Consider the following 22189-nt stretch of genomic DNA (forward strand, 5'->3'; position numbering starts at 1 on the left):
CAATACACCGTACTTCCGCAGGTATCAAGACGTGCTGGAGACGCATATCGAACTACTAGGTGACTTCCTGAACCGGGGAGCTGGAAAAACCCTCTACAGCGGCCGGCCGGACATCGTCGTCGAGGTATACGAGAAGGAGACAGACACTACGCTTCCTCGCCGCGTTCTGTTAGGTGAAATTAAGTATACCGAGAGCGAACAAACGTTTGCCCGCGGACTCCGTGAATTGCTGGAGTACACACGGTTCGCTCGCGTTCGAGATACGTATCTTCACGAGACACCGGGAGTCGATGTTGCTGGTCTATTGATCACTGACGGCATAAAAACGGAATCCGTTGATGGACAAATACGACACCTCACGGCGGAAGACCTTCCTACACAGAAAGAAACGGTAGCTGATTTGCTTCGATGACCGTCTCGTGTGAGCGGCTACCTCGGAGGAAGCCATCGTGATGAGGGTTTCGGAGACTTACTACGACGAAGGTCATCGCTCTCGTCGTGGTTTGTTTATTATCAAGTAGTTGCCGAACGGGAGTCCGCTCGCTGTTAGATAATCGATAGATGTCTTGATTCGGTTATTCCTCGCGCTGTACGCCAAGCACTTCCATCCGTGAATTGCGGTGCTTGCACGAAGGACATCTCGCTCTAAAAACATCCCCCTCTTCTACTGGTGGAACTTCTTGATACTCAACCAAGACTCTGTCACCGCAACCAGAAAGCTTCTCATCGGAGATATCGTTATTGTAACCGTCCTGTTCGGGGTTCGGATGCAAGGCTCGAATGTACTCTACCATTGCACCTTCCCTAGACAGTCCTTGTATATAAACCTCGAACTGATAGACTGCCAACAAATATTACTTTTTGATTCAATCTACTAAGGACTTGGTTTGGTTAGATACCGTTTGATACACATACATCTCCTACTCAACAAGTATGTTGAAACTCAGCACGACATGAAATTTTCAAGGAACTCTATTGAGATCGCTCATTGTGGAAAAGTAACTACAATGTCCGACCCGCTCAGCCAACGTGCTTTTTTGACATCCATTCTTTACAATTAATTGACGGGTGGAACAACCCGATTCGGAAGACCAGCCAACCGATTCTGCAGAAAACCAATCTGAAAAAAGCCATACAACCTTTCACGTAACACGTTCAGTCCCAACAGAATCATCCACTCCCTCTGGGCCTCAAATCCGAGACCTCATTACTCGAACTGACCGTGCTGTCGATCACCTCCATCGCGAAGCCGAAGTGATGGGATTCAATCCCGGAGAAGTCTACGCCGCTTTCGAACGCGTCCACAGGGATATGAAAGTCAGATTGAGGACTTAGCTGCGAGCCGGCTGCTCGTCGGCGGAGGTGACGATTACGTCGCAGTCGCCCTCAATGGCTATGAGTGGTATCACCTCGTCCAACGTGTCAGAGAAATGTGAGCGATGAGACACACGTTGAGATCATCACCAGAATCACATTCGAGACAATGGCTGAAATTGCCGGGAAAGAGTGGTATTGCCAGTATGCCGTGGTAGTGGTGTTGCCCAAAAATAGAGTCAAGATGGCAATCAAAAGGCAGCGGGATGAATTCAGAACTGGACATACTGGTCAGTGGGAACGTGTCTGAGGTGATCTGGAATCATCTGTCATTTCGACGAATCTGAATTGTCTTTGGTGAGATGGGTTAATCAGAGATCAGAATTATTTCTCACCTTTCAACTGAAAAGGCTTTGATCGTTCCTACACAGACGAAAGAGATAACGCTGTCCACTTAATTGGCCTCAATCCTCTTGAATGTGAATCTACTGTCGTTCCTGGTTTGGCAACCGTTCCGACGTCACTCTGTAGTAGAATTGAGCTTGTAGTCAGAAGTAGGGCTCCAAGAGTGCTATGACTTCTTTCACAAGTCGTCAGTAGTCTTCTACTGCTTATTAACATCACTATAGGTGTTCGCCGCACCGAAATTTTATAATCCATGAAATAGATATCATGCCCAATGACAACAAAATCAAGAAGTACACCGAGATTGTGATTGAACGGAATTCGGGCAAGGTTCTTTTAGAATGTACATATTGCGGCGGAAACGGAAAACCCAAAGGAACCTGTAATATTTGTGGTGGGAATGGAAAGATATGGAAAAATGTCTCAGATGGGGACTTGTACAGATGTCGGTTCTGCGGAGGGGATGGAAAGTACAAAGGAACATGTGATATTTGTAGCGGTATCGGAGTTATAACTGCTGAATCCCCACGGATTGAGTGTACTTATTGTGAAGGTAATGGGTAATACAAGGGAAAATGTAAGAAGTGTGGTGGTTATGGGAGTGTTCCATTAGATGATATAGAAGAATATTGAGTGACTATAACACACAGCCACCGCACCGGACACTCAACAACCAACCGCCAGCGGAGGTGCTAAACTAGACAGTGCCGTTTATGGAGTCCGGTCAATCACTAATCTTTTTGATGGATACGTCGTCCAGTGGTAGCGGATCGACGCCCACAAAATCATTTTCGTATGTTATTATTCTCGTAGATATCTCGGAGATATTTGAGTTCTGTAAGGCCGTGATTAGTTGGTACTCTTCATACTCTTGTGGAATAGCGATATTACCGTGATTCGGTGGATCATAGGCTTGAACAAATTTTGGAAGACGTTGTGCTACACCAATAATTGGAGCATCTTTCGCTTCCATTTCCAGTGCTTCAGCTAACGCCGTTGTTTCTGGCTGGCGACGTCGCACTGACACATTTTTGCGGTAGGGGTTGTGTGCACCAAGTTCAAACACAGGAATAAATGCTGTATCTGACTTATCTAGTGACTTATGTAATTTAATCGCATTTTCTTCTGAGTCTGCTCGGTTAATGCTGTCCATTGCATTATAGAACTCTGCAATAATATATCGAGGAATATAGACTGCGCGATCTTCATCTATAACCTCATTGTATAGGTTCACTGCCTTGGAATATTGCTGGCTCGTCGAATTTGTGATTAGTGATGAATTGTTCGCAGCATACACCCATATTTGGGTATCAAAGATATCTACCTGCATCAACAGAGTATGGAAAAGAAAGAATTAATCTAGTTTATTTTCAGACAAACTCTGGGCTATTAGGGTTTGAGAGTCGTGGAACCCGTCGATCGTTTTGGGAATCTCAGTTTCAGTATTCGCAGAGTCTCGCCACTCTTTATATGCAACTTCAATGTCAAAGTCTAGGCCACTGCCAGCCTCAATAACGCTACGAGCAAGGGCCTGAGCTTCCGGGTTTGGATCCCCTGCGTTCGGCATAGCCTCAGCAAGTTCCTTACTCATAAAGACAACTATCGGGCTTGGCGTATTAGTACCTTTGGGTGATTCGTACACTGAGGCGTCCGAGAGAACACGTCGCGTGTGACAGCGCAACTGATGGGAGTGTACCAGATCAAGGATCGGTGTGAACGAATTGTCAGCACACGGCACACAGGGTGTTTAGCACGGTTATTCTCGTGGTTGGGTTCGGTATTCAAATCGCGGGCTCAGCACTATAAAGATTTCTTAACGTTTAGTTCGGATGATTCGATTCAATTCCAGAACTTTGTTGGTACTGACTCAGATCAACAATACCTGATGAGGAACGGTGCAGTTGACTCAGTTCGATCCAAGCAAATTTACTCTGGTACACCTCTGATCTGTATTCAGCACGCCGTTTTCGACAGCAATCGGACATACGAATTGTTGGGCCGACAACTGTACTGTCTGTACTTATCGTTCGTCGGAGAGCGGAGAGAGAGGGAGAGTATGCGAACTGTTCTATGACACCCATGACGACGGCGGCTACACGGAAGGCGACGAGCAGTAATCCGGTCGCCGCCCTGCTTCTCTACGCGACGCGTCCGCGGGAATTGAACGCATTTGTAGCTGTGACTAATATCAAATCCCAGTACATCAGTCAAATTAACTGATTACGCGGAACCTTTGCCGTATTCCTCGTAAAACTATTCTCACGGTAGCTCCATTTGTGCTGTTAAGACAGTGAGAGATTATGACGGTGTGAGTTGAAAAAAGAGCGCGGCGAGGAGCGGTTATAGGGATCCACTGCGACAGCGGTGTCCAGTTTCACTCTGGCTGGGGTGCTCTTATTGTATCTGACGTGGGATCCGCTGCAGCGATGCCCGATCCCTCAGAATACGTCGATGATTTCGGGGTGCCACATTACCAGCTCGAAGCCGCTGTCAATATCGCAGCCAGAAACGTGTACAGCGGTCAAATTCTTCCAGACGGCCCGCCAGGGAGCTACTACAGCGATGGACGGAGAGCCGCCATTTCGGCGCGTTCCATTGCAGAATTCGCCGACTACAGTCAACTACCCGCAGATCATCAACTGTACGAACCAGAGAACACTGGTGCTGGAACCGGGAGGACACCACGTGAATCAGAACGAATTCGTCTGTACACGTCGGCGCGTGGATCGGTTTTTCACCGCCATCAAGAACTGCCCGCAAAGGCGGAACTGAGCATTGGTCAACTGGTGCGTGAGGAGCTGTCCTCGCCACCGCCCTGTGATAACTGGCGTGACGTACACAAAACGCTGGCAGACTACAACGGGGCGCCGCTGGTCGACCCGCCAGATTCGTCGATTAAAACCGGACGTGAGGCGCTCGTGAAAGCGATGGTCTTAGAAGTAACCGAAGCTCGAGACATTTTCCGAAACGAATGGGGTGAAATCGAAAATTGGACGGTCGGGCGTGAGAAACCGTTCTTGTCTGACGTAGACGGATATCTGTTTGGCGGATGTGTCGACCGGTTTAGCATCGTCCTCGACGAGTCCTCGAGGTACGCAGGCGTATTTTCGACGGAACTCAAGTTCACTGATAGAATTCGCCCAAAACACTATCTCCAAGCGGCTTCATACCGATATGCCTTTGAGCCGGTCTCGACAGTTGTTCGTCCGCTTGATGCAGCCCTGGTGAGGATCGATATCGAAGAGGGTACGTGCGAGATCGAAACTTCACGAGACTCCGACTGGCCCGATGACGCGTGGAACAAATTCAAGGCTGCATACGACAGATACTTCGATAAATATCCGCTTTCCGACACATGGTTGCAACTGTCTGCTAACACAATCAAATAGTGTGCTCCCTTCGGTCGGTAGAATCACTCTACGAACTCATCCATCCGCTCGGTCATCTCTTTATGTCCCAGATGGGATCTATCGGGTTGTTCGACAAGTGCTGTCAAAAGAGGAACTGCACGGGAAGGCGAAGATGGTCAGTTGTCTGTAAGGTACTCGGCTGCCTGTTCAGACGTGTCGTACAGGCCACCCCCGAGTTCGAGTTAGTTCAACGAGTTTTCGAAGGTGTACAGTCTGTGCCAGTCCCATACGGCGAAAAGATAGCGAAGTACCACCGAAGCGGATATCAACTCAAGCTTTCTGAACAAGAACCGAATCCTACCCCGGATTCCGGATGACTAACCAGCCAACGGGGAGACTCTCCTTCTCTCCCGATCAATAAAGCACGCCCACAATAATGCACTTCTCCCGTTCATCCCCAACAGGGAGGTTCAACAACTCGAAATCATTATATTCGACCGTCCGCTCCTCTAACTTCTTATCAACGTGGCTCTGGATGCCTGAGACCCGATCATCATCCCACCGCTGTTTCCGAAGCCCATCAATCCGCCGAGTCTCCTCGTCTACGCCCCACAAGAACACCTTCTCATCGTGCCTCTTCCGCTCCTTCTCAATGTTGTCAACAATGCTCTCCGCTGCATCCTCCTTCTGAGTTAAATCCGCCCGATCCTTGTACTCAATCAGGCCAGTACCATCGTGCTCCTTCGTCGTCACTACGTCGTGCTGACGGGGAGTACCGTGGTTGAGGTTAATCACTTGATCTAAACCACGCTTGAATCCGACCTCAACACAATCGCAATCGGAGAGAATGTGCAAGAACACGAACCCGAGGCATCGACGAACAGTCTCACCAGTCGAGTTGACGAGATGATTGTGAATAGTGTTCAGCACCTTCTCCCGTTCTGCGGCGAGTTCCTCTTCCTCGATATTAAACAGAGACAAGCCGTTGATGCTGAACTCGTTGGCTGCGAAAGGATTGGACGGATGGTAGAGTGAAACGTCAGAGGTGTCGATCAGTCCCTGAAAAATCTCTGAAGCGAAGTCCGTGCTGAGTGAAATAGCCTTGTTTGCATACAAGACGTGGATGTGACTGGGGAGTTCACCTTTCTCTTGGATTTCCTCTTGACCTTCCCCGTCCCTGATTACAACGTGAGACTTGTGGTCAATTACTTCGGTATCATCACTGTACGCCGATGCGACACCGCTAACCGGAAGCCGTTTCAGGTCGTTGTACCGACGGGATTGGCCATCAAGGTTGTAACTGTACTCCCGGAACTCGCTCATAAAGTTCTGAGGATTAGTATACGTACTCCGACCCCATCTGATCTCCTTGATGGCGTGACTTCGACCGTTTGAAAGCGAGAGTCTGTCGTTCTTGATTTTGAGCGATTCCTGTTGCATCCACCGTTGCTCAAACTGATCGTTCCCAAACTCGAACTTGCACTCCAAACCAGTCTTCCCCTCATACTGGCAGATAATCTGGATGCTTTTCCGTCGATAATTGACGCGTTTCTCCGATACTCCAATGAAGTTCCTGAACGAGCCGGAATCGGTATCGGTGAAGTGTGAGAACTGTATTTCCTGGCCGTCCTGTTGCTCGAAGTACGCTGCGCTCAGGATGTTATCCACGTCGAGAAAACGGCGAACGAGTTCGACTTTTCCGCTCTCTTCTTGGAGTGACATTCCCCGTTTCGTTTTTACGTGTGCTAGTAAGAAGTCAGAGCCGTAGCAGACGAGCATCGCGTACTTGTTTTTCGTCCGTTGTTTGGACTGGAGGGAATCACAAAAGCTGGAGAGTAGAAGTCTTACGTTCGAATCGGGATCCGGGCCGTTCTTAGCGAGTTCTGTGACGTGTGAGTATGCGACTTCGCCCATTTCCGAGTCTTCTAGTTTGCTCGGATACCGCAGCTTTCGATCTTTGATGTACTCGAGGAGTTCCTCGACTTTGCTCGGATGGGAGATGTTTGCTTCTTCGGGGTCGGGGATTCCTCGCTCGTCAGTGATGATGGGGCGGTAGTAGACACTGGCGGACTCGGGGGTGGAGTCTTCACCGAATGTCTCCTGTTCGGACATCTTCGTGTTCTCTCAAATCTCGTAACTGGAATGATATCATTGTTGGGATGATGTCTCTTTTTAGCGTGACGGTGGGTATATCTAGGGAAGACACAACCCCTACTTGACAGAGGAAGATAACCGGCTCTTATTTTTCCTCAATGAGATCGACGTGTTTGGGGTCTCCAATCCCGTCGAAGAGGTCAGCAGATTCAACCTTTCCCTCATCAATTAGGATGCACACTGCTCGATCTCCATCATCAACTGTTACCTCAGGTTCTCCCTCTCGTTCGTCTACCGTGATTGAGACGCTGTCAAGGTTGACGGTAACCCGGTCTCCGTCTTCACTGCGTGTCAGGTCTGTTGTGCTGATCGTCATCGCAGTTCCAAAGATGAACTCAGCGACCGTATACTTAATTGAGTTTACAATAAATAAGTATTAAGATGGAGGTTTAGTTAGTCGTCAGCGACAGCCGCATCACCACCCACATCCTCGTCGGAATCCACCACCTCAACAGTCATCAGATCCTCACTGCACTTCCCCAGACCATACCTACGGATGCCCGCACGCTTCTCACCCTCAACCACACGATAACCGCCATCCGACGTTTTGACAGCTTTCGGCGGCGTCACGTGGTAGACGTTCTTGTCTTTCCAAATTCCAGGTCGCGGCCGACTGCGGAAATGAGCAGCGAGTTCTACCGGGTCATACTCCTCATACTCAACGTCCGCCATCGGCACGGCAATTTCTTCGTTACCATTCGGTTGATGCCCACTCCTAATTTCCATACCACTGATCGGATCAATGTCTTCCGTGGGATGTCCCAGTTTCTCGGCCAATTTCAACCGCCGTTCATACGCGGTTTCGATCCGATTATCAACCATACTGGTAATCGGGTTCTTAACAACCTCTTCACGACCAGCTTTCCGACTGACGGGCTCTCCAACAATATCTTCAACTTCTTCCCAACGTTCCTCGAAGCGGAGATAGGAGTCTGCGACCTCCTCCCAGAACTCAGGCGAGTGGTTGACGTGTTGGGTATGAGCCATCTCGTGAATGACGAGTCTCACTCGTTCGGGCCATTCCCACTGCTTCCACTCAGACGCATTAACACGATAGTAGATGCGTCCTGCCGGTCGTGGCCCGCATTTGGCGTTGTAGATCTGGAGGCCCATACCGAAGTCAACAACTTCCGGTTTCAGCTTTAGATCGGCTCACCCGTAGATCTCCCAATCGGGATACGATAGGTTGAACAGGTCGACGAAGACTTGGAGTCTCGGGTCTACGTCACTCATCGCTGACCACCCCGAGAGAGGTTTTGATTCCGTCGTTAATTTTTAGGCTGTACAATTCGATATTCGATTCGCACACAGTCTTGTTGTTCATTCTTTGTGTTTTCGATAGCAGCTGCTGTTCATCGGTTGATTCATCTACGCAGTCTCGTACCTAACTACTGATATTTCATCGCTCGCCTCGGCTGTGTATGGCGCTTTACCTGTCTTTTTACGTCGACATTTCGCGGCTGTTGACGTCTATTGATAGGATGTGTGGACATTATGTTTAAACTCTGTACTTTTTCCGGTTTTCGGCACTTCAGCCTTTGAAGGGCAAGAAAACACCGGAACAAGGGGTTAATTCCACAACTGGAATGTGGAATAAATCTGTGTCTTGTCGAGAAGGAACAGGAAGAAGTAGTTATAGCGAGTCTGGTAGTTGTTCCCGGCGCACGTCAGCCTTCTCGGTGTCAGATAGTGTTGAGTAGTGCTCGTCAATCACTGAAGGTGAAACATCCGCCCTGTCGCTTACCGTCTGCTTCCCCGTTTCTTCTCGAAGGTGCCAACTGATACTCCCTCGTCTGATTGCGTGAGTGCTTTCAGAGGAGTCGCATTTACACGCATCATTGTTGGTCTGAGCAGCCTCGCAAGTCTCTGGATCTTCCTCGTGAGGACAGTCCCGAACAAGACACGGCCGAGTAACTGCGTACACGTGATTGCGCAGAGTATTCCTATGATATCTACCGTACTTGCTGGCGAGTAATGGTTCGCGGTCGTACTCATCCGTTACTTCGGGTCTGGTTTGTTCGATGTAGTCGCGTAGGATTTGGCACGTTTTGCGGTTGATGCTGATAGTGCGCTCGCTCTCGTCTTGATTCTTCAACGATGTACCCTTGTCAGGCCGGTGTTCAAGCGTGATATACCCACCTTCCAAGTCGATATCGTCGAGGTCAATCGAATGAGCGGCACCAATGCGGATCATCGTCCACCACAACAGGTGTACGAGAGTATGTTGGAGAGACGCGTACTGATACCGGTCGAGGTGGGAGAGGATGTTTTTCGCTCGTTCTGCGGTGATCTCGTTGCTACGCTGGCCACCACGATTTGGACTTTCTACTTTCTCCGGCAACCGAGGATCGATTGCGTCGATGTTCCTGAGGAATTTGCAGAACACGCGTAGGGTATCCAGTTGTGTGGCGATTGTGTCGTTGGAGTGTTCGTCGAATCGCCACGAGCGGAACCGGCGGATGTCCAGTCCACCCAGTTCGTACGTGTACTCGTAGTCTGTCTCCTGCTGGAACCACGTGATGAAGTGGCTGAGTCGGCTTCGGTGGCTTCGGATGGTCGCTGGACTGCATTCTTGCGCTTTCTCGTCCAAGTACAGTTCTAGGGCGTCTGATGGTGTGATGTGTTCGTAATCGTTGTCGTGTGCCATTTTTGGAATCGCTCCTCGTGGCACGCCTAGGGGTTCCCGTTACCCGCATCGGATGGGAGCTGGTGTCCCGATTTCCGACGCGATAGCCCGTCACGGCATTATTTTCACGATGATGTCGCGGGTTCAAATCCCGTCGCGCCCGCTATTCTACGACGAACGGACGTGAGGAGGAATAGCGAATCGCGCGGGATTTGAAGTAGAGAACGCCGAGCGAAGCGAGCCGTTCGCGTAGTTCACAATCCCGTCACGCCCGCTCGGCTCGTTGCACTCCTCTCGCGAGCGTAACGTAGCTCACGAACGCGTTGCGTTCGCTCACTCTCCCCGTGATTCATTTGCGAAGTGAGTTAAGAGGGTATATTCTTATCTTTCTCTCACTACTCGTTTCGGTCAGTCTGCTATTCTCACCTGAGGGGGTCTGTAGCTCATCCGACCAGTTCTTCTTCTCCTGGCTCTTCTTCAGGTGGGTCTTCCTCTTCCGGCTCTTCTTCAGGTGGGTCTTCCTCTTCCGGCTCTTCTTCGGGTAGGTCGTCCTCTTCCGGCTCTTCTTCAGGTGGGTCTTCCTCTTCCGGCTCTTCTTCGGGTAGGTCGTCCTCTTCCGGCTCTTCTTCGGGTAGGTCTTCCTCTTCCGGCTCTTCTTCGGGTAGGTCTTCCTCTTCCGGCTCTTCGATCGTGATCGTGGTTTCGGCGGTGTCGTCCTCGCTCGAGACGGTGATGGGGTACTGATCGGGTTCCATCCCCGCGGTGTCGTGGTCGAGCTGGACGGACTCGGACTCCTCGGCCCCGAGCGTCACCGTCGCAGCGTCGGATGCGGCGCCGTCAACCGTGAGTTCGACCTCCTGTGTGTCCTCCTCGCCGCCGACGTTCTCCACGCTAGCGTCGACGGTGAGCGTCGTACCCGGCTCGAGGGGATCGTTCGTCTCGTCGATCTCGACGGTGAACTCGGCAGCCTCGGCCACCTCCTCGATCGTGAACGTCGTCTCGTCGGAATCGTCGTCGATGGTGACGGTCGCGGTGTGCTCGCCGGGCTCGAGGTCCGTCGTCTCGTGGGTGAGCTGGACCGTCTCGGGCTCCTCCGGCTCAAGGGTGACGCTCTCGTCGTCGGCCTCAACCTCGTCGACCGTCAGCTCTACCTCCACGGTCTCCGCTTCGTCGCCCACGTTCTCGACGGTCGCGTCCACCTCGAGCGTCTCGCCGGACTCGACGGGGTCGTTCGTCTCGACGATTTCGACGGTGAATTCGCCGGGCTCGTCCGGATAAATCTCGCCGGCGGGCTCGGTCTCGGCGATGAGCACCTCCTCGTCCTCAGTCGGATCGACTTCCCAGACGAGCCGCTCATCAGCGTCCGCGGGCGTCCACCGCACGGTGAACGTGTGCTCGCCCGGCTCGAGCTCCGTCGGCGGCTCGTCGTCGGTCGTCCCCTCGACGAACTCACTGCCGACCTCGAGGGGGTCCTCGTTGGGATTGTCGTACTCGAATGTGACCTCGATTTCGCCGAGGTCATCGTCCTCGTCCGCGTCTTCCTCACCCTGGACTGCATCTCCGTCCTCGTCCTCGACCGCGTCCTCTTCCTCGATCGGCTCGGCCTCGCGGACGTCGATCTCGGGGAGCTCCGGCTGCACCTCGTACTCGATCGTACCGCGCTCCACGACCGGATCCTCGTCGTCGACCTCGTCTTCGTCGACCTCGTCTTCGTCGGCCGGTTCTTCCTCTACCGCTTCGTCCGGTGCGCCTTCCACCAGCAGTTCCTCCTCGTCGTCCTCGTCCTCGCCCGTCGCGACCACGCTCACCTCGAGGCTCGTATCCTCCTCGAGCGGCGGATCGAGCGTCAGTTCGAGGTCACTGGCTTCCTCGTCGGCGGCAAAGGGTTCGCTCCGCGCTCGCTCCTCGCTGCCGTGGACGGTGACGACGTAGGGAACCGTCGCGCTCGCCTGGTCGACGACTAACGTCTGCCCGTCCGCGGCCTGGTCGGCCACCGACAGGCTGGCCTCGACGTCCTCGTCGAACGTCACGAGTAGCTCCTGGTCCGTCGTCTGTCGAATCTCGTCGAGTTCCACGAGTTCCCCGTCGACGACGAGGGTCATCGTCCGCTCGCCCGTCGAGAGGCACAGCTGTTCGATCACGTCGACGTCGGTGATCCCGACCCTGATCACCCGCCGGCAGACCGACCAGCAGCAGGTCCAGGGACAGCACCACCAGCAGCCCGGCGGGTCCGGTTGCGGGGGTTTCCCGCGGACGGTGCCGGTCACGGTGCCGCGACAGATGGGCTGCAGGAATCGCGGGCGGATCACCACGAACCACCAGCTGGTCCCGAAGCAGGTGCTCCAGCAGATGACGTACAGCGAGATCACCGTCCGCTGATCGCGCAGTGCGAGGGCGCCGTCGACGCAGCCGTAGATGGTCGCGTGAATCTGATCCTGTGTGCGTATCCGGTGACGACGCGTCAGCCGCTGGAGTTCGAACCCGTCATCGTTCGCCCCCTCGCCGCCGTCCGGTTCCTCGGCCGCCTGCAGCTCCGCCGGTTCGTCGGGGGGTTCGAGCTCCGGCGGTTCCTCCGCCTGCGGATTCTCGGGCAGTTCCGCCTGGAAGGTACCCACCGTGCTGCCCGCGACGGATGCGAAGACTGCCTCGTCGCTGGCCTCGGGGTGTTCCTCGGCCGCCTCCCGACCGCTCTCGATCGCCTGCTCGCGCTGTTCCTCGGTCAGTTCCACGCCGAACTCGTCGGCTAAGATGTCGATACCAGCGTCGACGCCGGCTTCGACGGGTGACTCGTCCTGGGCGAGTCCGACTTCCGGAATCACCGCGCCCGCGCCGAGCGCCGTGCCGGTACTCGCCAGTACCGAGCGACGAGACAGACCAGAATCGTCCCCGTTTCGTTTGGAATCGCGCATCGTGTAATCACCTTCGGTGGGGGTGTCAGCTCGCTCCCGTCGGTGCTTCCCGTCGTGTCCCGGTGGTCGGCTTCGGGTCGGCCCCGTCTCCTTCGATCGTGGCCGGACTTGAGTAGACCGAGCCGTTCCGCCCCGCTGTGGTCCATCCTTGCCCGTCGATCGCGACCGCCGGTTTCGCCTCGCCGCGAGGAACCGACCTCCTCTATCGAAAGCTCTCGCCGACGGTTTCTTTAGTTATATCCGGTGACCGAGTGACGACCCCTGTCGATCGAACGAGGGTCGTCCGACCGTCAGGGGGTGAGCGGGTCACCTCGTTCCGGGAAGTCTAACGTGTGGTCCACTCGCGATCCTCGTCTGCGTCGGTCTCAACCGACCGGATTGGTGGCCGATCGGCAGGGCGGCGGTCGTCTCCTCCCGCCATCCGTCGTCACCAATCGTAGTGGGCGACCTCCCTCCGAGGGCCCCGCCGCACCCGCTGTGTTATCGACGCTCCTCGAGCACCGTTCCACCCTCGAGCGCCGACCCGTCGAACTCCGGGCGAAGGTTCAGGCCCGTCGACCCGATGGTTCCGACGGATGACCGACGACGAGAAAACCGAGGAGATCCCCGAGGACGGATCGCGACAGAACGAGACCGACCCCGATTCCGATGAGGGCGACGCGGACGACGCGTAGCCCGACCGAGACAGCGTCCGTTTTCGCCGCTCCCTCGAGCCGAGAGCCGTAGCTACTATACGCCACGGTGGGTAGCCGTCCCTATGTCCGAACGCGAGTGGTGGAAGGAGGCGATCGTCTACCAGATCTATCCGCGCAGCTTCAACGACAGCGACGGCGACGGCGTCGGCGACATTCCCGGGATCGTCGAGAAGGTCAACTACCTCGAAGAGCTCGGCGTCGACGTCGTCTGGCTCAACCCCGTCTACGAGTCGCCGATGGAAGACAACGGCTACGATATCGCGGACTACCGGGCGATCCACCCTCGCTTCGGGACGATGGACGACTGGGAGCGCCTGCTCGAGGAGCTTCACGACCGGGACATGCGCCTGATCATGGACCTGGTGGTCAACCACACCTCCGAAGAACACGAGTGGTTCGTCCGCTCGCGGGACGGCGATCCGGCGTACCGGGATCACTACGTCTGGCGCGAGGGCGAGCCCGACGGTCCGGCGCCGAACAACTGGGAGTCGTTCTTCCGGGGGTCGGCCTGGCGCTACGACGAGGATCGCGAGGCGTACTTTTTGCACCTCTACGACGAGAGCCAGCCGGATCTAAACTGGGAGAACCCCGACGTTCGTGCGGACGTCTTCGAGATGATGCGCTGGTGGCTCGAGAAGGGGATCGACGGCTTCCGGATGGACGTCATCAACCTCATCTCCAAACCCGACGGGCTGCCGGACGGCGATCCCGAGACCGACGGCCTCCCCGTCGGGGCCGAGCACTACGTCAACGGGCCGAACCTCGAGGCGTACCTGGAGGAGATGTACGAGGAGGCACTGGCCGACTACGACGCGATGACCGTCGGCGAGACGGTCGGGATGGCGACCGAAGAGGCCTCGGCGTACATCGGCGACGATCGGGCGCTCAATATGGCGATCCACTTCGAGCACATGAACGTCGACCGCGGTGAGGGTGGGAAGTACGATCCCGTCGACCTCGATCTGCTCGAGCTCAAGGAGATCGTTACCCGCTGGCAGGAGGCGCTGGCCGACGAAGGGTGGAACTGCCTGTACTTCAGCAACCACGACCAGCCCCGGACCGTCTCCCGGCTCGGCGACGACGGCGAGTACCGCGAGGAGTCCGCCAAGATGCTCGCAACCGTACTCTGTACGCTCCGGGGGACGCCGTTTCTCTACCAGGGTCAGGAGATCGGGATGACGAACACGAGCTTCGAGGATCCCGCCGACGTCGAGGACGTCTGGGCGGAGAACTTCCTCGAGGAGGCTCTCGAGAGCGATCGGTACGACTCCTTCGAGGACGTTCGTCCGGTGCTCGAGGAGTGCTCGCGGGACAACGCCCGGACCCCGATGCAGTGGGCCGACGACGACAACGCCGGCTTCACGGAGGGCGAGCCCTGGATCGGCGTTACCGACAACTACGACGAGATCAACGTCGAGGCCGCCCGCGCGGACTCCGACTCGATCTGGCACTACTACCGGGAGCTGTTCGCCCTCCGGGAGGAACACGAGACGCTCGTCTACGGCGAGTACGAACTCCTGTGTCCCGACCATCCGGAGGTGTTCGCCTACGAGCGCAGCCTCGAGGACGAGCGGCTGCTGGTCGTCTGTAACTTCTTCGGCGAGCGAGCGGAGATCGAACTCGGCCTCGAGGACGAGGTCGCGAACCGGCTGCTCGGCAACTACGACGAAGAATCGTCGTTCAGCGAGACGCTCGAGTTGCGACCGTACGAGGCCGCCGTCTACCGACTCTCGTAGCCCTGCTTTGCGGCCGTCGTCGACTCCGATCGCGCCCGACGGATCGCCCGGACGGCTCGCTCGCCGACGTGTTTCGCGTCCTCAAGCGAGAGGTCCCGGTGGATCGGCAGGCAGACGTGTCGTCCCATCGCTGCGGTCCCCTCGGGCGCGACGCCGTCGGTGTCGTAGCGATCGGTAACGAACGGCTGGCGGTGCAGGGGCGGATCGTACGCCCAGTCGATCGTGATCCCCTCCGCTTCGAGGCAGTCCCGAACGCGAGTTCGGTCGCAACCGGGATCGAGCGCGACGGGGTAGCGCCAGTAGCTCGAGCGAACGGTCGGCGGCGGCGAGATCGGGTCGGCACCCTCGAGCCCGACCAGCAGATCGTCGTAGATCCGGGCGATCTCGTTGCGGTAGGCGACGAACGCCTCGACGCGCTCGAGTTGGCTCCGGCCGAGGACGGCCGCAAACTCCGAGAGGCGGTAGTTGCTCCCGAGGTGAGTGAATCGTGGGTCGTCGGCGTCGGGATCGAGCCCCCGGTTGCGGATCGCCGCCACCCGTCGCGCGAGGGAGGCGTCGTCGATCAGCACCATGCCACCCTCACCGGTCGTCAGCACCTTCGTCGCGTAGAACGAGAAGCACGCCGCGTGGCCGATGCTGCCCGCGGGCCGGCCGTCGATCGTCGCGCCGTGGGCGTGCGAGCAGTCCTCGATCAGGACGGCGTCGTGAGCTTCACAGAGGGCCCGCAGCTCGGCCGTCCGTTCGCAGACGTTGCCCGCGAAGTGGACGGCCACCACGGCCGCGGTGTCGTCGCTGATCCGTTCGGCGACCGACTCGAGCGAGATGTTGTGATCGTCGGGCTCGATATCGGCGAACCGGAGCTCGTAGCCCGCGGTCAGCACCGACGAGGCGTTCGCGGCGAACGTCTGGATCGGGACGATCACCTCCTCGCCGCGACCCTCAAGCGCGCGAAAGACCGTCTCGAGGGCCGACGTACACGAGTTGGTCACGATCCCGTGCTCGCGGCCGACGTAGTCGGCGAACTCCCGTTCGAACGCTCGGCAGTGCTCGCCCATCGTCAGCCGCGCGTCGCCGTCGAGCATCCGTTCGAACTCGGTCAGCACCCGTTTCTTGCCCGGAAACGAGCCGCCCGTCGCGATCGGGTACTCGTCGGTCACGGCTGACCACCCGGCCGGTTCGTCCTTGCGTTCGGTTCCCACCATCCGTCCGTCCACCCGTCGAAGCGCATAATCGCCGGTGACACTCTTGGGGACATAAGTATGGGGCCGGAGAACCGTCCCTAGACGACGGTTTCTCGATCCTCTCGAGGCCGGTTTCCCGAACAGCGATGGTGTGGAACCGACCGACGGACGCGGTCGTCACGGTACGAGCACCCTACTGTCCGTCCCAGACCGACTCGCGAAGCGCCCAGACGTCGCTGGTCGGCTCGAGCCGGTGTGGCTCGCGGCCGCGCTCGGTGAGGATCCCGACGTGGTACAGCATCGTCTTCAGCTGGAACACCGTCGGCGCGTGGTAGGTCGCGCCGTCCTCGAGGGGTTCCCGACGGAGGTCGCCGTCGGTCGTCAGCGCGCGACGCCGAACCATTCGGTCGCCCCGGATGAACAGTTCGACGGCAAACGTCGGGTGGAGTTCGTGGAGGTAGGTGACGAACTCGACGAGTGACGGCTCGCGGCTCCCGTCTCGGTGGAGGCGCTGAAGTTCGGTCACGAGCAGTTCGGTCGCGGGGTAGTCGAACACGACTCGGCGGGCGAGCTGGCCCCAGGCCGGCGCCAGATCGACGAAGCGTTTCGGGGAGCCGTACCACGACCCGAACTCCTCGAGGGCGCCCTCGACAGTCCCGTAGTTGCGCTTTGCGAACCGAACTACCTCCTCACCGAGCGAGGTGAGTTCCGCTCCGCCCGGGGCCTCCTCGAGCAGTCCGAGAAACACGGCGCCTCGCCGGGCGTCGTCGACCGCGCCGACGACGTCGTACGTCGTCAGCAGCGTCTCGGTGTCGCCGTCGGCGTAGTGGGCCAGCGGATACCCCAAGTAGTTCTTCGGGTGGTTCAGGCCGAACGACTGATTCGCGACGCCCTGCGCGCTCGCCTGAAACCGGATCGCTGTCGCCTCGGTCGTCGTCCTGTTCCCGACCACGCGCGGCACCTCGAGGGGCGCCACCCCGCCGTCGGACCCGACGCCGAGGACGCCGACGTTCAGCTCCCGCGCCAGCGTTCGGTCGGTCTCGGAGACGGCCGATGCGGGCGCCGCGAGGTAAGTCGCGTTGGCCTCGCCGAGTCGGTCGTACGCCTGGACGATCCCGCGCTGGGTGTCGACACCGTCGCTCGCGTACCCTTTCGCCTCCACGGCGACCAGCGGTGGCTCGTCGCCGAGTCGATCGACGGCTACGAACTCCGGCTCGAGCCGGCCGACGCCGACGAGGTCCGGGTAGCCGCCGCCGATCCGGACGTGGTTGAACGGCGCCAGCCGGTCCCTGATCTCGGGGTCGACGGCCCGTCCGGGAAGCCACTCCTCGCGGGCGAACTGCGTGTCCGCGACCGCATAGGCGGGCCCGCCATCGTCGGGAAAGAGTCCTCTTTTGGCGTCGGCCAACACCTCGGGCTCGGCCAGTGACCGGACGCTCATGGTTCGGCATCGGCCGTCGGCGCCAAGAACGTTCCGGCGCAGCGACTGTCGGCTCGAGCGACACGGTGAGCGTCCGGTTCCGGCGTCCCTCCTCGAGCGACGGCGACTACCGGTCTACGGCTCCCGTCCGAACTCGCTCTCGAGTTCGAGCTCGCTCGCGATCCCGACAGCCAGCGCACCCGTTCCGAGGACCGTCAGCGCGAGCCCCAGCACCCAGCCCACAGCTCCTGGCTCGAGGAGCGCGAGCAGCCAGAGTCCGGCGACGAGGGCGAACCCGCCGGCGACGATCAGTCCGACGAATCGCTCCATATCGGTCGGTCGGTTGCCCGAGCCAAGTATCCCGGCCCCGTCGGGCGAGAAGCTAAGTGAGCCGACCCCGAAGATTTTCGATAGGATGACCGAACCGACGCTCGTCTTCGACGACGACTGCGGCTTCTGTACGTGGTGGGCCGAGTTCTTCGATGACCGAGCCGACATCCGCATCGTTGGCTTCACCGACCTCACACCGGAGCTCCGCGAGCGACTGCCCGAGGACTACGAGGACTGTTCGCACTTCGTGACCGACGACGAGGTCTACTCCTGTGGCGCCTCCCTCGAGGAGGGGATGGCTCGAGTCGACGACGCCGGCGTGGTGCGAGAGGCCGTCGGGTTCCTGCGGAACTTCGAGGACTACGAGCGACTCCGCGAGAGTGGGTACCGACGAGTAGCGCATAACCGCGACTTCTGGGGGCAGTACCTCTCGAAAACTCCACCGGTCCGACGAGAGGAGTAAGCGGCGGCGCGCTCGATCGGTCTTCGACGTTTCACACCGATCGCGAGCTACGACGAAACCTCGTTCTCCGGTGGCCCCTCGCTCGAGCGCTCGGTTCGCCAGCGAGGCGTCGGCGTTCGACCCAGCGACCGGAGGACGGCGGCGATCGCCACGAGATACGCGCCGCTACCGATCAGCAAGACGCTGAGACTCGGAAGCTCGATCATCGGCGAGCGGCGTCGGTCGGCACCGCGGCGAGGTTCGGTCGGCGGCCGACGATGTCGTCTACCTCGCGGTCGTCCGTGCCGTCCGCGACGACGTAGTCGACGTCGCGCCCGAGGTGGTAGTACGTCGTGGTCTCGTCGAACTCCATCCGCCGACTCGGCTCGGATCGCACACACCGGATCCACGAACCGTTGTCGCGGTCCAGTACCGTCAGTTCGTCGACCGTGATCTCCCGTCCGTCCGTCAGTCCGACGGTGATCTCCTCGCTCATGTTACTAACGATGGAAGTCACAGGTATTGTTATGTGGTTGTTTCCTGACGTTAGTCGACGGTTACCCGTTTCACCGGTGCCGATTGTGAGGTTCTCACACGCGGCCTTTCGCGTAAACATCTGACTAACCGAGGTGATCAGTGTCCCGAGCGGTTTCGACGACGTTCGCCCCTCCGTTTCTTCGGCGCGGAGTTCACCCTACAGGCCGAATCGCCGAACGCGCAGTTCCTCGACCGAAACCGGATCGACGTAGGTACCGACCCGTTCCCGGTGCCACCACGCGCCCGTCTCGGCGCGTTCCTCGGGGGTCGTAAACCGGTAACGATAGCGAAGCACGCGGACATGTTCGGGAGACTCCTCGGCGCCTTCGAAGGGGTCCTCGGCCAACAGCGAGCGCGTGGGCTCGTCCTCCTCGAGCAGTCGCCGGAGGAATCGCAGCACCCACGGGCTGCGACGCGGGGTCGGTGACATGGCCGCGAACCAGAGCTGCCAGTCCAGTCGCAGGTGGTAGGGGGCGATCTGTGGCGGCCGTCGCTCGGGATCCGTCGGCTTCCCCCGGAACCGGTACGTTTCCCACTCGGTATCGTCGGTGACCCGCCCGTCGCCGGTCCCCTGAATCACGAGCTCGTAGCGATCCCGCGTGACCGAACCGAACGCCCCGTAGGTGTTGACCAGGTGCAGCGGATCGAAGGCGGTGTTCATCGCCTGCCGTTCGGAGAGCATGTTCCGAACGGGGTAGATGCTCAACACGAGGACGACCACGGCGACGAGGATCGCCGCGGCCTCGAGGTAGATCGGCGTCGCCGTGGTCGCCGGCGCCGTCACCGGGAGCAGGGCCTCGAGGATCCCGTCGCTGAAGGTGGCGATCGCCAGCACGATCGTCAGCGCGTTCAGCCAGGCGAAGTTCCCGGTGACCATCAGCCAGCCCTGGAAGCCGATCGTCGCCGCGCCGGCCAGCGCCGCGGCGGGCTGGGGCGCGAAGTAGAGAAACGGCACCGCAAGCTCGAGGACGTGATTCCCGAACGTCTCGAGTCGGTGAAAGAGCTTCGAGCGATGGTGGGCGTACCAGCTCACGGGGTTGGGGATGGGCTGGGTTTCGTAGTGGTAGTCCAGACAGGAGAGGTCGCGCCAGCAGTCGTCGCCACGGATCTTGATGAGTCCCGCGCCGAACATATTTCGGAAGAGCACCCACTGCAGCAGGAGGAAAACGACCGCGGGCGGGGAGGCCGAGCCGGCGCCGAGGAAGATCGCCAGGAAGCCGGTCTCGAGCAGCATCGACTCCCAGCCGTAGCCGTAGAAGAGCTGGCCAGCGTTGACGAAGGAGAGGTACAGCAGCCACAGCGTCGCCCACAGCGCCATCGAGGCGGGCGTCGCGTAGCCGTCGGGAAGCTGGTAGGGAACCGCGAACAGCGCCAGCGCGGAGAGACCGACCCCGGTCCAGGCGGCGACACCGATCGCGCGGTCGCTGGGGACGAGATAGAAGAGGCTCGGTTGTTCCTTGAACGAGGCACCCTCGGCGTACCACTCGAGGGGGAACAGGCCGTCCTCGCCGGCCAGCGGGCGAAACTGGACGGCGGCGACGAGGAAGGCGAGCAGATAGAGGAGCGCCAGCCCGCGCTGGAAGAGGAAGCGAACGAGCCAGAACTCCTCGCCGTGGAACACGTTCCGCCTGAACGTGCGAACGGGCAAAGGGATACCGCCGAAACGGGTCGGCCTACTGCGGCGGAAGTCGGACGCGATCGAACCAGAACGTCTCGACACTCCTGATCATCGAGACGAGGTCGTCGGGTGCGATCGGTTTCGTCAGGTAGGCGTTGGCGGCCCGTCGGTAACACGCCTCGACGTCCTCGCTGGCCTCCGAACTCGTCAACACGATAACGGGGAGCCGTCGGAGGTCCCGCGACTTCCTGATTCGCTCGAGGACGGTCTCGCCGTCTGTCCCGGGCAGGTTCAGATCCAGCAGGACGAGGTCGGGAAGCGTTCCGTTGGCGTCCCGGGCTCGTCGCTCGAGGAACCGCATGGCATCCTCGCCGGTCGGTACCGCGTGGAGTTCGTGATCGCCGTCGGTCGCTTCGAACGCCTCCTGGACGAGTCGGACGTCGCCGGGATTGTCCTCGACCAGCAACACCTCCCGCGAGGGAATCATTGTCCTCCTCGGACGACCGACCGTTCGTCCCCGTTCCCCGACGTCTCGCGAGCGACTGCCACCCTCGTTCGCCGCGACAGTCGTCTCAGTTTTCCCCGAAAGTATACGGATAAAATGAACTCGAATCCGTCTGCCATTACCGTACGGCGGCGTTTCGAACGGTTGAGCGTACTGCTGCGTGTGCAGCATCCTTTTTATACGGACCGTGTCGATTCAATCGAACATCGTGGTTCCGACGAGTCGCCGGAGTCCGCGCTGCAACCGCGAGGAAACCGACTGGCGCGTAATGTCGAGTTCCGCGGCGAGCTCCGCCTGGGTGATCTGTCGCGGCGAGTCGAAGTAGCCCCGCTCGTAGGCCAGGAGCAACGCCTCGCGTTGAGCGGACGTGAGGGCGTCGCTCTCGTCCGTCCGCGACGAAAGCGACTGGAGTCGCGTGAGGTCGATCGGGATCGACGCCTCGCGGCAGGCCGACTGGAAGGCGGCGAGCGACTCGCGGTCGTCACCTCGGATCTCGAAGGACCAGCGCCGCCTCGTGCCGACCGCGGAGACGAGGACGACCGCCGACTCGAGCAACACCGTCAGGAGGTTCTCCCGGTCGGGAGCCCACTCGACGCGAACCAGCCGCTCCTCGCCGACAGTTTCGACGACACTGATCGCCCCGATATCCGGGTGTGAGACCGCGTCCGGGTCGAACGACGCGACGTTCGGACCGCGCAACCAGAAGTACGGTATCGTTTCTCCGTTCGTCGGGACGGTCCGATCGAGTTCGGCTATCGCGTCCGGAAGCTCCTCGAACACGCATGTCAGCGGAAACCACTCCCCCGACACGTCGAATGCGGCCTCGATCGCCATAATTCCTCCATACTTTCGCTGTAGTAAATTCTATGGTCGGCAGTAGAAACCTCGTGTCCGCAAACGACTCGCGGGCGGACGACGCGGTCGCCGCCAGGATCCGCTCGTGGGCCGCGATGCCACAGTGACCGCG

The 22189-nt window shown here is 58.5% G+C and carries 20 protein-coding genes and 1 pseudogene; 5 read left to right on the forward strand and 16 right to left on the reverse strand.

Going from position 1 to position 22189, the window contains the following annotated elements:
* Positions 1 to 412: pseudogene (locus QA600_RS15035) on the forward strand (hypothetical protein); the annotation flags it as partial.
* 163 nt (positions 413 to 575) lie between these two features.
* Here QA600_RS15035 and QA600_RS15040 read toward each other — a convergent pair.
* Entirely contained in the window at positions 576 to 794 is a 219-nt protein-coding gene (locus tag QA600_RS15040) for a hypothetical protein (RefSeq protein WP_278292764.1), read from the reverse strand.
* Positions 795 to 1432: 638 nt separating this feature from the next.
* Between QA600_RS15040 and QA600_RS15045 the strand changes: the two genes are divergently transcribed.
* Complete coding sequence (locus QA600_RS15045) at positions 1433 to 1624, forward strand: hypothetical protein (RefSeq protein WP_278292765.1); 192 nt, start codon at positions 1433 to 1435, stop codon at positions 1622 to 1624.
* An 819-nt stretch (positions 1625 to 2443) separates the two neighbouring features.
* Here the strand turns inward: QA600_RS15045 and QA600_RS15050 are convergent.
* Positions 2444 to 3049 carry a hypothetical protein gene (locus QA600_RS15050; RefSeq protein WP_278292766.1) on the reverse strand — a complete coding sequence of 202 codons (606 nt, stop codon included), beginning with the start codon at positions 3047 to 3049 and terminating at the stop codon, positions 2444 to 2446.
* 24 nt (positions 3050 to 3073) lie between these two features.
* Complete coding sequence (locus tag QA600_RS15055; RefSeq protein ID WP_278292767.1) at positions 3074 to 3310, reverse strand: hypothetical protein; 237 nt, start codon at positions 3308 to 3310, stop codon at positions 3074 to 3076.
* A gap of 835 nt (positions 3311 to 4145) precedes the next feature.
* On the opposite strand from QA600_RS15055, the gene QA600_RS15060 reads away from it, so the two are divergent.
* Positions 4146 to 5108: a hypothetical protein gene (locus tag QA600_RS15060; RefSeq protein ID WP_278292768.1), complete on the forward strand. Its 963-nt coding sequence runs from the start codon at positions 4146 to 4148 to the stop codon at positions 5106 to 5108.
* Between the two features lie 375 nt (positions 5109 to 5483).
* Here QA600_RS15060 and QA600_RS15065 read toward each other — a convergent pair whose 3' ends face one another.
* From QA600_RS15065 to QA600_RS15085, 5 genes are all read right to left on the reverse strand, one after another.
* Entirely contained in the window at positions 5484 to 7181 is a 1698-nt protein-coding gene (locus QA600_RS15065) for a hypothetical protein (protein ID WP_278292769.1), read from the reverse strand.
* 127 nt (positions 7182 to 7308) lie between these two features.
* Entirely contained in the window at positions 7309 to 7539 is a 231-nt protein-coding gene (locus tag QA600_RS15070; protein WP_278292770.1) for a hypothetical protein, read from the reverse strand.
* A 77-nt stretch (positions 7540 to 7616) separates the two neighbouring features.
* Positions 7617 to 8336, reverse strand: a complete 720-nt coding sequence (locus QA600_RS15075; RefSeq protein WP_278292771.1) for a YgjP-like metallopeptidase domain-containing protein — start codon at positions 8334 to 8336, stop codon at positions 7617 to 7619.
* 520 nt (positions 8337 to 8856) lie between these two features.
* Positions 8857 to 9870, reverse strand: coding sequence for a tyrosine-type recombinase/integrase (locus QA600_RS15080; RefSeq protein ID WP_278292772.1), 1014 nt, complete (start codon positions 9868 to 9870; stop codon positions 8857 to 8859).
* Between the two features lie 422 nt (positions 9871 to 10292).
* On the reverse strand, positions 10293 to 12758 hold the full coding sequence (locus QA600_RS15085; protein ID WP_278292773.1) for a CARDB domain-containing protein: 2466 nt from the start codon (positions 12756 to 12758) through the stop codon (positions 10293 to 10295).
* 757 nt (positions 12759 to 13515) lie between these two features.
* On the opposite strand from QA600_RS15085, the gene QA600_RS15090 reads away from it, so the two are divergent.
* Positions 13516 to 15189, forward strand: coding sequence for an alpha-glucosidase (locus QA600_RS15090; protein WP_278292774.1), 1674 nt, complete (start codon positions 13516 to 13518; stop codon positions 15187 to 15189).
* On the opposite strand, the gene QA600_RS15095 is transcribed toward QA600_RS15090, so the two are convergent.
* From QA600_RS15095 to QA600_RS15105, 3 genes are all read right to left on the reverse strand, one after another.
* Positions 15174 to 16391, reverse strand: coding sequence for a DegT/DnrJ/EryC1/StrS family aminotransferase (locus tag QA600_RS15095; RefSeq protein ID WP_278292775.1), 1218 nt, complete (start codon positions 16389 to 16391; stop codon positions 15174 to 15176). The two genes, QA600_RS15090 and QA600_RS15095, sit on opposite strands and share 16 nt — an antisense overlap.
* A 172-nt stretch (positions 16392 to 16563) precedes the next feature.
* A complete protein-coding gene (locus QA600_RS15100; RefSeq protein ID WP_278292776.1) occupies positions 16564 to 17811 on the reverse strand; it encodes a hypothetical protein in 1248 nt (415 codons plus the stop codon).
* Between the two features lie 114 nt (positions 17812 to 17925).
* Positions 17926 to 18120: a hypothetical protein gene (locus QA600_RS15105; RefSeq protein WP_278292777.1), complete on the reverse strand. Its 195-nt coding sequence runs from the start codon at positions 18118 to 18120 to the stop codon at positions 17926 to 17928.
* 85 nt (positions 18121 to 18205) lie between these two features.
* Here QA600_RS15105 and QA600_RS15110 point away from each other — a divergent pair, with 85 nt between their 5' ends.
* Complete coding sequence (locus QA600_RS15110) at positions 18206 to 18583, forward strand: DCC1-like thiol-disulfide oxidoreductase family protein (protein WP_278292778.1); 378 nt, start codon at positions 18206 to 18208, stop codon at positions 18581 to 18583.
* A 47-nt stretch (positions 18584 to 18630) separates the two neighbouring features.
* On the opposite strand, the gene QA600_RS15115 is transcribed toward QA600_RS15110, so the two are convergent.
* The 5 genes from QA600_RS15115 to QA600_RS15135 all read right to left on the reverse strand — a co-directional run bounded on the left by QA600_RS15115 (position 18631) and on the right by QA600_RS15135 (position 22056).
* Positions 18631 to 18789 carry a hypothetical protein gene (locus tag QA600_RS15115; RefSeq protein ID WP_278292779.1) on the reverse strand — a complete coding sequence of 53 codons (159 nt, stop codon included), beginning with the start codon at positions 18787 to 18789 and terminating at the stop codon, positions 18631 to 18633.
* The gene (locus QA600_RS15120; protein WP_278292780.1) at positions 18786 to 19058 is read right to left on the reverse strand and encodes a hypothetical protein; all 273 of its coding nucleotides are present in this window, start codon (positions 19056 to 19058) and stop codon (positions 18786 to 18788) included. The genes QA600_RS15115 and QA600_RS15120 overlap by 4 nt, the downstream gene beginning before the upstream one ends.
* Before the next feature lie 198 nt (positions 19059 to 19256).
* Positions 19257 to 20720, reverse strand: a complete 1464-nt coding sequence (locus QA600_RS15125) for a lipase maturation factor family protein (RefSeq protein ID WP_278292781.1) — start codon at positions 20718 to 20720, stop codon at positions 19257 to 19259.
* 52 nt (positions 20721 to 20772) lie between these two features.
* On the reverse strand, positions 20773 to 21204 hold the full coding sequence (locus QA600_RS15130; protein ID WP_278292782.1) for a response regulator: 432 nt from the start codon (positions 21202 to 21204) through the stop codon (positions 20773 to 20775).
* A 213-nt stretch (positions 21205 to 21417) separates the two neighbouring features.
* Complete coding sequence (locus tag QA600_RS15135; RefSeq protein ID WP_278292783.1) at positions 21418 to 22056, reverse strand: helix-turn-helix domain-containing protein; 639 nt, start codon at positions 22054 to 22056, stop codon at positions 21418 to 21420.
* Positions 22057 to 22189: the final 133 nt, after the last annotated feature.

It is taken from the genome of Natronococcus sp. A-GB1 (assembly GCF_029688845.1).
Taxonomy (GTDB): Archaea; Halobacteriota; Halobacteria; order Halobacteriales; family Natrialbaceae; genus Natronococcus.